Here is a 14,817-nt window from a genome sequence, read left to right as displayed (position 1 = left end):
GTTGTTGTTCCCTCAAAAAGTCAGATAGAGGCTGGCCCCAACCTCGTGACTGTCGGTGCGCAAGCCCTCCGGCTCGTGAATCGGCGTGGCAACGAAGACGTCGTAACTGACGACGCGCAGCAGGCTGCCGCGCAGCCCGAGCGCCGCACCACCCAGCGAATTGCCGATCAGCCATTCGCTGCTGGGGCCGCCGACCCGGCCGTAGTCGAGCCCGGCATAGAGCGCCTGGCCGCTGTTGCCCAGCGGCACCTCGAGTTCGTTGCGGATCAGCCAGCCACGATCGGCGGAAAGGCCCGACTCGAAGCCGCGCACGGTGTATCGGCCGCCGATGGAGAAACGCTCCAATGGCGCCAGCGGGGTGAGGTTGCGCTGCCATCGCCATTCGCCGAGATAGCGCAACGGTTGCTCGCCCAGCGTGAACGGCGCGCTGAGCTCGGCGTTGGCGGAGAGGATCTTGAAGCGCGAGGTGCCTTCGTCGAACTCCTCGCCCGGCGCGGGAAGCGAGCCGAACGCCCCCGTGCCGCGCTGGTAGTACAGCCCGGCATCGAGAGTGGCACGCCCCAGGAACTCGCGATGCTCGAGACCGGTCTCCCAACCGCCCACCTGGCGGCGCTGCACGGGCAGTTCCTCACCATCGATGAGCGTGTTCGAGCGATTCTGGAAGCCGCTCAGCGATGCGGTGGTCTTGCGCGACGCATCGCGGTAAACCACCCGCGACACGGTCGCCTTGATGTTGCGACTCGAACCTTCGTAGACGATCTCCTCGAAGGCGCCGGCAATGGTCTGGTGGTAGTCGTAATCGCTGTACGTCGCCGCCAGGCTCCAGTAGCCCCAGGGTACGGAGTAGTGGAAGGTACGGCTGCGGTTGCCGCGCGGGCCGTCGTCGCCGCCGCCCAGGTCCTTGCCCAGGCTGGCGTAGAACAGGTCGTTGATACCCAGCAGGTTGTCGTAGGCCAGCGTCACGCCGCTCTGGTAGCGCCCCGTGGCATCGCTGCCGCTGTCGTCGACCGACCAAGAAGGGCGCAGCGGCCGCCCCTGGCGGTAGTCTATGACCAGGTCGCTGCCGTTGGGCATTTCCCCCGGCTCGATCTGGATATCGACTTCCGTCGACGGCAGGCGCTGGAAGTTCTCCAGCGCCTGCTCGATGTCGCGCAGGTTGAGGATATCTCCCGGCCCGGCCGGCAGGGCGTTTCGCAGGCTGGCGTGGCGACGCTGCGGATCGGCGGCGCGAATACGCTCGATACGCCCGGGTATCAGGCTGAGCGCCAGCGTGCCGTCGCTGAGATCCTGGGGCTCCACCAGCACCCGGCTGGTGATGAAACCGCGCTCCACCAGCGCGTTCTGGGCACGCGAGAGCACCGTATTGATGCCTTGGGTGCCCAGGCAGCGGCCGATGGGAGAGTCCTCGAGTTCCCCTCCATCGGTCGCCGCGAGAGCCCAGGCGAAGCGCTCCGCATCCTCCCCCTGAAGTTCGAGCCGCTCGATCACGAAGCACGGCGTTTCACCTTCGGGAAGGCGTTCCGGCGCCTCGACCGGTACCGACAGGCGCACGTCTGGGTCGGGGACCTGACGCTCTTGCTGGGCGCGCTCGCGCTCCTGCTGGCGGCGCAGGGTCTCGTCCGGCGTGGGCTCCTGCGCCCACAGCACAGCGGGCCAGCTCAGCGCCAGCAAGGCGGGTAGATAGAAATGGCGGGTAATACTGCGTTCCCTGCCGACGGTCCTGCTGCCGGTTGCCTGCGTAAGGCAGCCGACGGTTCCCTGTCGTACGGCGTCCATTGCACCACTGTCTATATCGTTTGAGTGTTATGACCGGACCCGGCACTGCTTGCTGTCCGCTCTAAGGTGGCGAGACTGGCGGAGTGCCGGGTTGAAGGAGTTATCGGCCGTCATGGCGCCAGCTTTAGGGTTAAGCTCCCTGCGACACTCCACCGCTCCTATTCCCGAGTGAAACGGTCGGGAATTGATCTACGACAAGGATGTTTTCGCCAGAGTGCGGCACATTGGGACATGCCAAACGCGGGCGAATCGGTCGCCTGCCAGCCGAACCGCCAGGAGGTGGCCATGACCTCAAACTCCGCGACCCTTCCTTCGAATGCCACCCAGGCCGACGAGCGCGGCACCAAGCTCGCCGCGGTGGTCTACATTCTCTTCCTCGGCAGCGTGCTGGCCGTGGTCACGGCGCCGGTGGGCGTGCTGCTGGCCCACTTGCGCCGGCGCCATGTCGCCGACTGGGTCGCCACTCACCTGCAGTTCCAGATCCGCACCTTCTGGCTCGGCATCGTCGGCGCAGGGCTCTGCCTGGCAGCCTGGCACGCGCTGGGACTGGTCGGTGCTTCCGCGTGGGCGCCCTGGGCGCTGGGCTACGGCTTCTTTACCGCCTGCCTGATCTGGATGGTGGGGCGCTGCGGGGTGGGCATTCATCGGCTGATGGCGGGTCGCGCCATCGACGCCCCGCGCAGCCTGTGGCTCGGCGGTGCCCGCGTGAGCCTGCATGACTGACCCCAGCCCAACCCGTACTTTGCCCAACCCGGGCTGGGGGCCGCTCTCCACCCTGCCCGGCAACCCGCTGATGTGGGTGCTGATCCTGAGCGAGGTGGTGGTCTTCACCGCCTTCTTCGCGCTTTATGCCTGGCACCGCGCCGGCGACGTCACCGGCTTCAACGCCGCCCAGCGTGAGCTCGATCCGCTGACGGGCGGACTCAATACCCTGGTGCTGCTCACCAGCGGGCTGTGCGTGGCGCTGGCCGTAGAGGCGATCAGCGCCGGTGGGCGGCGCCGAGCGCGCCGGTGGCTGGCGGCGAGCATGGGACTCGGGGTGCTGTTCTGCGTCATCAAGATCGTGGAGTACGCGGGCAAGTTCTCCGCCGGCATCACCCCCGAGACGCATCTGTTCTTCGGCTACTACTACGGCCTGACTGCTTTCCACTTCGCCCATGTGCTGTTCGGCCTGGGGCTGCTGGCGCTGGTGAGCTGGCGCACCTCGACCGAAAACGTCGAGACGGCGGCGGCCTTCTGGCACATGGTCGATCTGATCTGGATTCTGCTCTATCCCTTGATTTACCTATTACGCTGAAGGCTCTTTGTTTCGCTGAAGGCTCTCTCCCGAGGTGACCATGACCGCACTCCCCGGCACCCGCCGCCTGATCGTTACCTGGCTGATGCTGATGGTACTGACGCTGGTGGCGATGTTCTCCGCGCGCCTCGACCAGGCCAGCTGGATGCCGCTGCCGCTGTGGTCGGCGCTGCTGGTGCTCGCCGCCACCGGGTTCAAGGCCCAGCGGCTGCTGATGGTCTATCTCAACCTGCGCGCGTCAACGCCGGCCTGGAAGGGTACCTTCGTCGGGCTGGTGCTGCTGACGCTGGCGCTGATCGGTGCCGGTTATGCAGCGCCGCGGCTGATCTGAGCCGCAGAGGCGCTAAACGACATCGCCCGGCCATTCGACCGGGCGATGCGATACCTTTCTAGCGATCAGTGTCGGGAGCGGTCGCGGGTCGTGGAGTGCGGCAGCGGCGGCGGGTTGCGTGCCCAGGCTTCCAGCACCCGGGCCAGGCGCATCATGCCGTAGACGATGACGGGGACGAGCAGCATCAGCCCGACGCCCCAGTCGCGGTTGTTGATCAGCCAGGCGATCGGCAGCACCACCGCCAGGCCGATGGCGAGCCCGATGGCGACGGCGATGACGAGACGGGGATTTGCCATGAGCTTGCCTCCTCAGGAACCGATGATTTGACGATAGATGCCCGGTAGCGCCAGCGACAGGTGCTCGGGCCGGTTCACGATGGCGTAGCTGCCACGGCCGAACAGGTGCGGTACGTAGCGGTGCCCCTCGCTGTCGACGGTGACGCCGAACACCCTCACCTCCTGCTGACGCGCCTCGAGCACCGCGCGGCGGGTGTCCTCGATGCCGTAGCGTCCTTCATAGTAGTCGGTGTCGTTGGGCTTGCCGTCGGTCAGCACCAGCAGCAGACGGTGGCGATTGGGGCGCTTGGCGAGTTCCTGGGTCACGTGGCGGATCGCCGGCCCCATGCGCGTGTAGTGGCCGGGCTTGAGCGCGGCGATGCGCCGCCCCACGCGGTCGCCCATGGGCTCGTCGAAGCCCTTGAGCGTATTGACCCACACCTTGTGGCGGCGGTGCGAGGTGAAGCAGTGAATGGCGTAGTCGTCGCCGCAGCCGGCCAACCCGTGCCCCAGCACCAGCAGCGCCTCCTTCTCGACGTCGAGCACGCGCCGGTCCTCGAGCCAGGCCTCGGTGGAGAGCGAGACGTCGATCAGGATCGACACCGCCAGGTCGCGGGCCTGCTGGCGCGCCGCCAGATAGAGCCGGTCGCTCGATTCGCCGGTGGCCGCCAGGTCGCAGCGCGAGCGGATCACCGCGTCCATGTCGAGTTCGGTGCCGTCGAGCTGGCCGCGCAGGATCTCGCGCCGCGGGCGCAGCGCCTCGAACTCGCGACGCACCTTGCGGATGCGCCGCCGGGTGGCTTCGTCGGGCTCCCACTGCTCGCCCTCCTCGCTCTGCACATCGCTCAGGACCACGCAGTGGTCGGGCAGGTAGATCTGCTTGCGGTGGTGCCATTCGGGGTAGGTGTGGCGCCCATTCAGGCGTCCGCCGCTGGCTTCGTCGGGGGCCAGGTCGAGGTCGAGCTTGAGTCGCGAGGCGGCCTGCTTGCGGTTGGGGCTGAGCACGATCTCTTCGATCTGGTCGGCGGCCTCCTTGGCCGTCTCCTCCTCCTCGTCCTCGACGTGGCGGTTGAGGTTCACCATCTCGGCCCAGGAGAGCATCTTCTCAGAAGCGTTGAGCATCAGCGGGTCATCGCGGTCGGCTTGGTCCTGCTCGCGGCGATCGGCCTTGCGCTTGCCGCCATCGTCGCTCTGCTGGTCGCGCCGCACGGCGATGTCGGAATCGTCATCGAGGGCCTCGCGTTCGCCGTCACGGGTGCCCAGCGCCACCACATCGCCCCACAGCGGCACCGGCAGCGGCGGGCGATAGTCGCGCGGGACGCGGAAGTCGTCCAGCGGCAGGCTCGGATCGAGGATGGCCTCGTGCATGGCGAGCGGCCAGCCGGCCTGGGGCATCGGGCCGCCGAGTTGGGCGAGCAGCGCCGATTCGAGCGCGGCTTCCATGGGTGGCAGGCGCTTGCGCTGCGGGCGCACCGCGAGCAGTGCCCGGCACAGGCGGGCATGGCGTTCGGCCAGCCCCGGGAAGCGTTCGAGCACCGCCTGGGTGGTCCGGCGGGCAACACGCAGCGCCTGGAGGTCACGCTGCAGCGGGTCATCGGGCCTGGCCGGCAGCTCGCCCAGGGCGAGATAGGCGGTTAGCCACAGGTAGAGGTCGCGGTTGAGCTCGGCTTCGGGAAACAGGCCGATGCGCGGCGGCAGCAACAGGTGCTCCTCGTCGCGGCGGGCCTGGTCCAGCGGCTCCTCGTCCAGCCCCAGTCGCTGGCGCAGCGACAGCCGGTGATTCGAGTTGCGACGGGCGATGGCCGCCACTTCGACGCCGGACTCGCCGCCGCCGCAGCGGAAGAACACACTGAGCATGTTGCGCAGCGAGTCGAGGCGTACCGCCGCCTCGGGATGGTCGGGGTAGCTGGCCGCACTGGAGGCCCAGCGGTGCCAGCGGCGACCGACGAATTCTTCGACCTCAAGAAAGTCCAGCATGCATCGTCTCCTGGGCAAATAATCGGGGCTGATCCGGCGGCAGGCCTCTTACCCAAATGTCGCCTTGATGGCCTCGAGCAGTCCCTGCTGCACATCCTGGTCGTCCGACAGCGGCTCGACCAGGGTGGCGCAGGCGGCGTCGAGGATCGGCATGCCGGCGTTAATCAGCGTGGCGCAGTAGACCAGCAGGCGCGTGGAGACGCCCTCCTCCAGGTCTTGCCCCTTCATGGCGCGCAGGCTGGCGGCCAGGTTGACCAGCGCGGCGCAGCGGTCATAGGCCAGGCCACTCTCGCGGGCGACGATCTCGCACTCCACCTTGGGCGGCGGGAAATCGAACGACATCGCCACGAAGCGCTGCCGGGTGCTCGGCTTGAGCGACTTGAGAATGTGCTGATAGCCGGGGTTGTAGGAAACCACCAGCATGAAATCGTCGGGTGCCTCGAGCAGCTCGCCGGTACGCTCCAGCGGCAGCAGGCGGCGATCGTCGGTCAGCGGGTGCAGCACCACGGTGACGTCCTTGCGCGCCTCGACCACTTCGTCGAGATAGCAGATGCCGCCCTCGCGCACGGCGCGGGTCAGCGGGCCGTCGACCCAGCGGGTCTCGCCGCCCTGCAGCAGGTAGCGGCCGGTGAGGTCGGCGGCGGTCAGGTCGTCATGGCACGACACGGTGAACAGCGGCCGGCCGAGTTTCGCCGCCATGTGGCTGACGAAGCGCGTCTTACCGCAGCCGGTCGGTCCCTTGAGCAGCAGCGGCAAGCGCTGTTGATACGCCTGCTCGAACAGGGCGCACTCGTTGCCGACCGGCTCGTAGTAGGGTAGTTCCTGCTCGAAATCTTGGGCGGAAGCGGTAGCGATATGGGACATGGGCGTCACTCCGGGGAAGGGCTCGATGGGGCGCTTGCACGCCCCATCGAGTGACGGTCACTCAGTAGCGGCCAGGGGCCGGCTGCTCGCGGGCACTTGCTCGCGCACGGGACCGAAGAACGAGTAGATCAGCATGATCGCGGCGACGGTCACGGCCACGCCGGTACCCAGGCGCATGATGAAGAACAGGTCGAGCTGGCTCTGCACCTGCATGTAGTTCATGCCCAGCACCCGCTGCAGGTGGGTCTGTACCACACCGGCGAAGGTCAGGGTGAAGGTCATGAAGCACATGGCGGAGGTCATGATCCAGAAGCCCCACATGTTGAGCACCTGGTTGTAGGGCTGGCTGCGACGGATCTGCGGCATGGCGTAGGTCATCACGCCCAGGATCAGCATCACGTAGGCGCCGTAGAAGGCCAGGTGGCCGTGCGCGGCGGTGAGCTGGGTGCCGTGGGTGTAGTAGTTGATGAACGACAGGGTGTGCATGAAACCCCACACGCCGGCGCCGAAGAAGGCAATGGTCGGACAGCCCAGTGCCCACAGCATGGCCGCCTTGTTGGGGTGGTTGCGGCTGCCCTTCCAGAACATGTAGAAGGCGAACACCACCATGGCGAAGAACGGGATCACCTCGAGGGTCGAGAAGATGCTGCCGATGGGCTGCCAGTAGCTCGGCGCGCCGATCCAGTAGTAGTGGTGGCCGGTACCCAGCAGGCCGGAGAACAGCGACAGGCCGACAATGACGTAGAGCCACTTCTCGATGACTTCGCGGTCGACGCCGGACATCTTGATCAGCAGGTAGCCCAGCAGCGAGGCCATGATCAGCTCCCACACGCCCTCGACCCACAGGTGCACGACCCACCACCAGTAGAGCTTGTCCACCGCCAGGTTGGAGGGGTTGTAGAAGGCGAACAGCCAGAACACCGCCGCCAGCCACAGGCCCAGCATCAGCACCAGGTTGATGGCGGTCTTGCGCCCCTTGAGCAGGGTCATGCTGGTGTTGAACAGGAAGATCAGGTACGAGATGGTGATCAGCACCTTGATCCAGAACGGCTGCTCGAGGAACTCACGCCCCTCGTGGATGCCGAACTGATAGCCGACCAGGGCCGCCGCACCGGCGAAGGCGAAGATCGCCAACTGCAGGTAGGCCAGGCCCGGGCTGTGGATTTCCTGCTCGGCCTCTTCCGGCATCAGGTAGTAGGTACAGCCCATGAAGCCGATCAACAGCCACACGATCAGCAGGTTGGTATGGCTGACGCGCATGATGTTGAACGGCATCAGCTCGGCCAGGAAGTGGGGGGACACGTAGACCGTCGCCGCCAGCAGGCCGAAGACGATCTGCAGGGCGAACAGGGCCATGGCCACGGCGAAGAATGGCAGGGCCACCTTCTGGGTTTCGTATTTCATCGTTTCGTTCTCCTTGCCTCAACCCGGATTCACCGCATCAGCCGGCGGGGTGCGGGGGCCAGTTCTGGTCGTCGATGGAGTCGGTCCACTGGAGGAAATCGATCAGCGCGGTCATCTCCTCGTCGGTCAGGTCGAAGTAAGGCATCTGGCGACGTCCCGGTGCACCGGTCGGCTGGGCGCGCATCCAGGCAGTGATTGCCATGCGTGCACCCTCCGGGTTGGTATGGCCGCCATAACGCTCCCAGACGTTGGCCAGTTCGGGAGCGAAATAGGCGCCCTCGCCCATGATGCTGTGGCAGTTGATGCACATGTTCTCTTCCCACACGTGCTTGCCGAGCTCGACGGACTCGGTGAGCCCCCCCTTGTCGGTGGACTTGGTCACCATGTACCAGTGGCTGTGTGCCGTCAGTGCGGTGAACAACAGGAAGAAGAACAGCGAACCGCCATAGAAGATATTGCGGGCCGCCGCCTTGGTGAGGCCTTCGGTCATGGCCATCCCCCCTTGCTAGTGTTGGCTTGCCTACGGGACCTGCGACCGAGGTCGGCGTCCCACCCCTCTTAAAGATGCATTCATTTTGCATCTTTAGATTAGCAGCACCGGCCGGTCGCAGACATTGACCCTGGTCAATGCGCTGGTGAAGAGAGCAGCAGGCGGCGGAAACAGCGGGCTAGGACGTGCTGCGTCCCAATGTCGCACGGCGGGCCGAGGCGCCCCACCCGTGCAGAGTGAGTAAACGTACGAGCGGGATGAAGGGCAAGGCGCACGGCGCGCAGAACCGAGCGAAGCGACAAACATCCGCAGGATGGCTCCGAAGGAGCGAGAAACCGAAGGTTTCAAGTCAACCGGAGCCTATGGGGTATAGGTGAGGATTCGACCGGGCTGGCGCACCAGCACCGTGCAACAACGCCCTTCGCCCGCGCAGTCGTTTACCGTCGGGCGTCGGTGATGTCCTCGATCCAGGTAAGTGCCGCCACGCCGGCCGGCAGCCCCAGGGTGGGAATCGCCAGCATGGCCACCTGCTTGAGCGCTTCGGGCTCGATGCCCTCGTCGAGGGCGCGGCGCATATGAGAGTGCACGGCCCCCTCGGAGCCGCCGCCTACGGCCAGCGCCAGCTTGACCAGACGCCGCGTACGGTCGTCCAGCGGACCGGCCTCGGCACACGCCTTGCCCAGCGAGGCGTAAGCACGCCATACCTCGGGATAGTCGTCGGCGACCTTGCCGGCACCAGAGGGTAGTTCATGATTGGCCATGCGATGTTCCTCATCTTGTCGTGAATGATTCAGCCGGCCTTCAGTATAGAAGCGGCCCACGCGAAAAAACCTCCCTCTGCCAACGCCGTGGCGCCAAGCGCTAGTATGGAAGGAAGAACAGTGCATCCTTGGTCACGGCCGTCCCCAGCATGTAGGCGAATACCACGATCGCGGCCAAAGCCGCCAAACCGCGGGTCTTCGGCGTTCTCCCGCGCTTGATCGCCACCGTGCCCAGCAGGATGTAGCCGAACAACGCCAGGAGCTTGGCGGCAAGCCAGGGGTGCTGGTGCGGCCACATCGACAGCATCGTCATCAAGGTAAGACCGAGCACCAGCAACAGGGTGTCGTTGACGTGAGGCAGGACCCTGACCCAACGCCGCTGCAGCAGCGTGACCTCGCGTACCGACCACCAGGCCCGCACGAGGAAGAAGGCAATGCTCAGCACCGCGGTGGTCATGTGCAGGTGCTTGATCAGGGCGTAGTGTTCGATCATCGACTGGCTCCGGCTATCCCTCCTGCCCGTCCACACGGGCACGCATTAGCGGTAGCGTATAGTGAAACAGGAAGATGAGATAGGCGATGCACCAGAACAGGATGCTCAGGTTGTAGATCCAGTGGGTGATCTGCGGGAAGGCGGCGAGTACGGGTGAGCGCAGCAGGGCGGCGGCGAACATCAGCCCCAGCCCCACGCCGCCCCCCGGCAAGGTACGGATGGTGCGCCCGGTATGGCCGAGCGACACCCGCGCCATCATCGCCAGCATCATGGAACCGATGCCGCCGATGGCCAGGGCGTGCACGGCGAGTTCGACGCGAAACGCCCCCAGCAGTGCCATGGCCCACATCGCCAGGCCCACCGAGACGAAGGCATAGCTCAGGTGCAGCCCCCACAGCAGCGGCTCATGCAGCGTACGATACCCTTCCCAGCGCGCCAGGCGCACGAAGCTGGCGCCCGCCGCCACCAGCATCACCACGGCTTGCAGCACCGCAGGCACCGCCAGGCCGAACAGAACGACGAACTGCAGCACCACCACCGCCACTACCGAGCCCAGGGTCAGCTTCTCCAGCCGCGGGATCGGCGCCGGCTGCGGCCGCCCCAGCTTGCGTGACGTGAAGAAGGGGATCACCCGGCCACCGAGGAGTACCATCAGCACGGCGATCAGCAGCACCGCCAGGTAAGCGCCCTCGCGGATCCACTCGACCTTGCCCTGGGCCACGCCGAGATGCATGGCCAGGTTGGCCGTGGCCAGCAGCAGCATGACCGGGACGAACATCAAATTGCGCCACAGCTTCACCGCCAATACCAGGCGCGCCATGACCAGCGCCGCCAGCGGCAGGAAGGCCAGGTCAATGGTTGCCAATAGCCAGGTCGGCAGCCCCATGGGATACGCCAGCGTAAGCCGTGCCGCCAACCATAGCGCCACCAGCCCGAGCAGCGGCGCACCGCTCACGCTCTTGCGTCCGGTCCAGTTCTGCACGGCCGTGAGCAGGAACCCGACCACCACGGCGGCACCGAAGCCGAACAGCATCTCGTGCTGGTGCCACCACATCAGCCCGCCATGGGGCCGCAGCAGGATGTCGCCGTGCCAGAACGCGAACCACACCACCATCGCCAACACGCTGAACAGCGCGGCCAGCAGGAAGAACGGACGAAAGGCCAGCCGGGCCAAGGGCAGGCGCGGCTGGTGGGGAGCGGGGGAAGCGGTGTTCATGGCGGCATACCCGACTTGAATGCTTGGACAAAGCCATTATGGCGAGTCGCACCGGGCAGCTCTATGACCAGTATCAAGAATGCTTCTTTCTTCTGGGAGCGCTGAGTGCTGTCGCGAGCGATGATAGGCTGGCCGCTGCCGGAGCACAGCATCCGGAGTTGACTGGCTGCTCAATGAGGAATGCGACGGTCCGACGTTTCGGCACCGCCAGCGGCCAGGATATCGAGCGCAGCAAGCAATCAGTGCTTCCTAGTGGCTGGTGCCTTCCTCGTATTGTGTCTTGTTCCACACGTTGTACTTGCCCGAGGGCTTTCTCATCGGCATGCGCCCCAGTTCCTCCAGCGTGTCGGCATCGAGCCACAGCAGGTAGCCGTCGTCGTCCCAGATGCTCAGCAGCAGGGTCTCGCCGCGGCGGTCGAACTCGACGTGAGCGGCGGTCTTGCCAGGCTCGGGGATCAGCGTCTCGACGATCTCCAGGCTCTGCTTGTCGATCACGTGGACGCGATCGTGGTTGGGACCGAAGAAGACGTCGACCCAGGCGTAGCGCGAGTTCTCGTGGCTGCGCATGAAGAAGCCGGGACCGTCGGTCTCGATCTCGGTGATCAGCGACCAGTCGCTCATGTCGAACACCGAGACCTGGCCCTTGTCGATGTGCGGCATCGCCATCACCCGGCGGCCGTCGAGCTCCCAGGTAATGCCGGCCCCCAGGTGCGGCATGCCCTCGAGCGGCAGGTCAGCCACCTTGGCCTCGCTGTCCAGATCGAAGACCTGGCCGCCCTGACCGCCGCGTGCCGCTCCCACCAGGTAGCGATATTCGGGGTCGAAGAAGAAATCGTCGAGGTAGTCCGGTGCCGCCATGCGGTGCAGGGCGAAATCCCCGACCAGCGCCTCGTCGCCCGCGGCGCGCTCCTCGGGCCAGCGGATCTCCCAGACCTCGGGAATGTCCTTGAGTGCCACCACGAAACTGTTGCGTGGCGGCGCGGTGTAGACGGCGCTGACCCGCGAGGTGTCGCCATCGAGGCCCTCCACCGGGATGGACGCGATTAGCTCGAGGTTGCGCGCATCGAGCAGTACCAGGCTGTGCGGCAGGTAGTTGCCGGCCAGCACGTAACGGCCGTCGGCGGAAACGGCAATGTTGCGCATGTTGATGCCGGCGCGTACCTCGGCGGTGACCTCGAGGTTGTAGATGTCGTACTTGGTCACCCAGCCGTCGCGGGAGCCGAAGTAGACGTAGCGGCCGTCGGGCGAATACTTGGGACCACCATGCAGGGCGTAGCGGCTGGGAAAACGGGCGATGCGCTCGAAGCGGTCGCCGTCGAGCAGGCTGACGTGGTGATCGCCGATCTCCACCACGAGGAAGAGATTCTTGAGGTCCTCGACCTCGAATACCGGTTCGTCGGGGAGCGTCCCCTGATAATGGTTGACCACGTGACTGGCGAGGATGTCTTCCTCCGTCCAGCTCGGTTCGACCTCGGGCCTGGCATAGATCCACTCGGCCAGGGCGTCGACCTCGGCCTCGTCGAGCAGCGCGCCGAAGGCGGGCATCTGAGTCGCGGGACGACCGTCACGGATTACCTCGACGGCTTCGGCCGGCTTCAAGCGGGAGAGATTGTCGGGCAGCAGCGCAGGGCCGATGCCGCCTAGCCGGCCGATACCATGGCAGGCGGCACAGTGCTGGTGATAGAGCATCCCGGCGTCGGGCTCATCGGCCAGCAGCGGCACGCCGGGAAGGGCCATGCTCAGTAATATCGCGATGCACGAACGGAAGGGCTTCACAGCGCCACCCTCCCCATGGCCATGGGCGGTTCGACATCGCTAACGGCGCGGCTCAGCCGCGTCATGCCGGGTGCCAGGGTATCGGCCAGGCGCACCACCTCGCCCACCACGATCAGCGTCGGTGGCCGGAATTCCTCACGCCGGATGGTGTCGACCAGTTCCCCCAGGGTGGTCAGGACATGGCGCTGCTCAGGCGTGGTGCCGCGCTCTACCAGGGCGACCGGGTGCAGCGCCGGCAGCCCGTGGCGCTGCAGTTCGCGGCTGATCAGCGCGGCATTGGCCAGGCCCATGTAGAACACCGTGGTATGGTGCGGTACCGCCAAGGCGGCCCAGTCCAGCGCCAGCTCGCCGTCGGCCTTGGCGTGGCCGGTGACGAAGGTGACGCTCTGGGCATGATCGCGGTGAGTGAGCGGAAACCCCGCATAGCTGGAGCAACCCGAGGCCGAGGTGATGCCCGGCACCACGCGAAAGCCGACGCTGGATTCGATCAGGTATTCCGCCTCCTCGCCCCCGCGGCCGAAGATATAGGGATCACCGCCCTTGAGGCGCAGCACGCGCTGGCCCTCGCGTGCCAGCTTGACCAGCAGGGCATTGGTCTCCTCCTGCGGCAGGGCGTGGTGGCTGGAGGCCTTGCCCACGTAGTAGCGCTTCGCCTCGGGACGGGCCAGGGCCAGCACCTCGGGCGACACCAGGCGGTCGAAGACCAGGCAGTCGGCCTGCTGCAGCAGCGCCAAGGCGCGTAGGGTCAGCAGTCCCGGATCGCCGGGACCGGCGCCGACGATGGCAACCTCGCCGGGCGCCAGCGGCGCTTCGTCGAGGGCGAAACGGAAGTGTCGCGAATGGCAGTGTGTGGTCATGGTCGGCCTCTCCCCGAAGCGTCAACGCGATCTTGGCAGTCGTTTTTCTGTGCAGAATTCGTTCGTCGGCACGCGTTCGTGTCAGAGCTCTATGGCCTGAATGGCATCGAAAGGAGCTGCCACGCGACGCTGACAGCCCTGCTCGACGCCGATCTCCGCGTTGCTCAGGTAGCAGCCGGGATCCTCCTCCCAGGGATCGCCGGTCACCTTCCACGCCCGCACCCGGGTATTGCCGTTGCAGATGGCAAGGAAGCGGCACTCGGCGCAGCGTCCCTTGAGCGGCCGAGGGCGCTGGCGGAATCCCTGCATCAGGGCATCCTGGCTGTCGCGCCAGATTTCCGAGAACGGACGCTGGCGCACGTTGCCGAGATCGTGGTCCCACCAGAAGGTATCCGGGTGCACCGTGCCCAAGTTATCGATATTGGCGATGAACTCGCCCGAGGCGTTGCCGCCCCACTGGATCAGGCGCTGCTCCAACGCCTCGGCCTGATCGGGAAAGTGCTCGCGGGCCCACATCAGCAGGAAGGGGCCGTCGGCGTCGTTGTTGCCGGTGACATATTCGCGCTCGACGCCGCGCTCGAGTTCGGCCCGACAATGATCGAACAGCCGGCTCATGGCGTCGCGGGTCATCTGGTACCAGGCGTCCTGCTTGCGGTGCCGATGGCCGCGCCCACCGTAGTTGAGGTGCGAGAGATAGAACTTGTCGACGTCGTGCTCGTCGATCAGCGCCAGGATGGCGTCGAGCTGTTCGTAGTTCTGCTGGGTCAGAGTGAAGCGCAGTCCAACCTTGATGCCGTGCTGCTTGCACAGCTTGACCGCATGCATGGACTCGCGAAACGCCCCCTGGCGACGGCGAAACTCGTCGTGGGTGGCCTCGAGACCGTCGATGCTGATGCCCACGTAGTCGTAGCCGCACTCGGCGATACGGGCGATGTTGCGCTCGTCGATCAGGGTGCCGTTGGTGGAGAGGCCGGTGTAGATGCCGAGCTCCCGGGCGCGCCTGGAGATCTCGAAGATGTCGGGACGCATCAGCGGCTCACCGCCGGAGAGGATCAGCGCAGGCACCCGGAACTGCTTGAGGTCATCGAGAACGGTAAAGGCCTCCTCGGTGGAAAGCTCGCCCTTGAAGTCGATGTCCGCCGACACCGTATAGCAGTGCTTGCAGGTCAGGTTGCAGCGCCGGATCAGGTTCCATATCACCACCGGCCCGGGGGGCTTGCGGACGGGCGGTGGAGGAGTCGGCTCGAGCAGCGACTTGACGTAGCGGGTGACGCGAAACATGCAAACCTCCTCTGGCGCG

At 66.0% G+C, this 14,817-nt stretch carries 15 protein-coding genes; 3 read left to right on the top strand and 12 right to left on the bottom strand.

All coding sequences use genetic code 11. From position 1 onward, the window contains the following. Positions 1 to 12 precede the first annotated feature (12 nt). Positions 13 to 1,776: a ShlB/FhaC/HecB family hemolysin secretion/activation protein gene (locus tag KPL81_RS16215; protein WP_219793068.1), complete on the bottom strand. Its 1,764-nt coding sequence runs from the start codon at positions 1,774 to 1,776 to the stop codon at positions 13 to 15. Between the two features lie 285 nt (positions 1,777 to 2,061). Between KPL81_RS16215 and KPL81_RS16210 the strand changes: the two genes are divergently transcribed. Genes KPL81_RS16210 through KPL81_RS16200 form a run of 3 tightly spaced genes read left to right on the top strand, consistent with a single transcriptional unit; the run spans position 2,062 to position 3,404 of the window. After that, complete coding sequence (locus tag KPL81_RS16210) at positions 2,062 to 2,499, top strand: DUF4870 family protein (RefSeq protein WP_209475485.1); 438 nt, start codon at positions 2,062 to 2,064, stop codon at positions 2,497 to 2,499. Continuing rightward, positions 2,492 to 3,073, top strand: coding sequence for a cytochrome c oxidase subunit 3 family protein (locus KPL81_RS16205; protein ID WP_219793067.1), 582 nt, complete (start codon positions 2,492 to 2,494; stop codon positions 3,071 to 3,073). Before KPL81_RS16210 ends, KPL81_RS16205 begins: the two co-directional genes overlap by 8 nt. A gap of 40 nt (positions 3,074 to 3,113) precedes the next feature. After that, positions 3,114 to 3,404 (top strand): hypothetical protein, encoded by a 291-nt coding sequence (locus KPL81_RS16200; RefSeq protein WP_219793066.1) that lies wholly within the window; start codon positions 3,114 to 3,116, stop codon positions 3,402 to 3,404. A 65-nt stretch (positions 3,405 to 3,469) separates the two neighbouring features. Here KPL81_RS16200 and KPL81_RS16195 read toward each other — a convergent pair whose 3' ends face one another. From KPL81_RS16195 to nirJ, 11 genes are all read right to left on the bottom strand, one after another. Then, a complete protein-coding gene (locus tag KPL81_RS16195; RefSeq protein WP_209475480.1) occupies positions 3,470 to 3,700 on the bottom strand; it encodes a hypothetical protein in 231 nt (76 codons plus the stop codon). Between the two features lie 12 nt (positions 3,701 to 3,712). Continuing rightward, positions 3,713 to 5,656: a nitric oxide reductase activation protein NorD gene (locus tag KPL81_RS16190; protein WP_219793065.1), complete on the bottom strand. Its 1,944-nt coding sequence runs from the start codon at positions 5,654 to 5,656 to the stop codon at positions 3,713 to 3,715. 48 nt (positions 5,657 to 5,704) lie between these two features. Continuing rightward, entirely contained in the window at positions 5,705 to 6,520 is an 816-nt protein-coding gene (locus KPL81_RS16185) for a CbbQ/NirQ/NorQ/GpvN family protein (protein ID WP_219793064.1), read from the bottom strand. 57 nt (positions 6,521 to 6,577) lie between these two features. After that, on the bottom strand, positions 6,578 to 7,924 hold the full coding sequence (locus KPL81_RS16180; RefSeq protein ID WP_209475474.1) for a cbb3-type cytochrome c oxidase subunit I: 1,347 nt from the start codon (positions 7,922 to 7,924) through the stop codon (positions 6,578 to 6,580). 37 nt (positions 7,925 to 7,961) lie between these two features. Beyond that, complete coding sequence (locus tag KPL81_RS16175) at positions 7,962 to 8,414, bottom strand: c-type cytochrome (protein ID WP_209475472.1); 453 nt, start codon at positions 8,412 to 8,414, stop codon at positions 7,962 to 7,964. Between the two features lie 437 nt (positions 8,415 to 8,851). Further along, the gene (locus KPL81_RS16170) at positions 8,852 to 9,175 is read right to left on the bottom strand and encodes a carboxymuconolactone decarboxylase family protein (protein WP_209475470.1); all 324 of its coding nucleotides are present in this window, start codon (positions 9,173 to 9,175) and stop codon (positions 8,852 to 8,854) included. Between the two features lie 100 nt (positions 9,176 to 9,275). Beyond that, the gene (locus KPL81_RS16165) at positions 9,276 to 9,668 is read right to left on the bottom strand and encodes a SirB2 family protein (RefSeq protein ID WP_219793063.1); all 393 of its coding nucleotides are present in this window, start codon (positions 9,666 to 9,668) and stop codon (positions 9,276 to 9,278) included. Positions 9,669 to 9,681: 13 nt separating this feature from the next. Then, on the bottom strand, positions 9,682 to 10,884 hold the full coding sequence (locus KPL81_RS16160) for an NnrS family protein (RefSeq protein WP_219793062.1): 1,203 nt from the start codon (positions 10,882 to 10,884) through the stop codon (positions 9,682 to 9,684). 249 nt (positions 10,885 to 11,133) lie between these two features. Further along, on the bottom strand, positions 11,134 to 12,621 hold the full coding sequence (locus KPL81_RS16155; protein WP_219793061.1) for a nitrite reductase: 1,488 nt from the start codon (positions 12,619 to 12,621) through the stop codon (positions 11,134 to 11,136). 35 nt (positions 12,622 to 12,656) lie between these two features. Further along, positions 12,657 to 13,517, bottom strand: a complete 861-nt coding sequence (cobA, locus tag KPL81_RS16150; RefSeq protein ID WP_209475463.1) for a uroporphyrinogen-III C-methyltransferase — start codon at positions 13,515 to 13,517, stop codon at positions 12,657 to 12,659. 81 nt (positions 13,518 to 13,598) lie between these two features. Beyond that, a complete protein-coding gene (gene nirJ, locus KPL81_RS16145; RefSeq protein WP_219793060.1) occupies positions 13,599 to 14,798 on the bottom strand; it encodes a heme d1 biosynthesis radical SAM protein NirJ in 1,200 nt (399 codons plus the stop codon). Positions 14,799 to 14,817 lie beyond the last annotated feature (19 nt).

Origin of the sequence: Billgrantia antri, assembly GCF_019430905.1 — a bacterium.
GTDB lineage: Bacteria > Pseudomonadota > Gammaproteobacteria > Pseudomonadales > Halomonadaceae > Halomonas > Halomonas antri.
The sequence above is the reverse complement of the archived record's forward strand: the minus strand, read 5'-3'. Positions and strand labels throughout refer to the sequence as shown.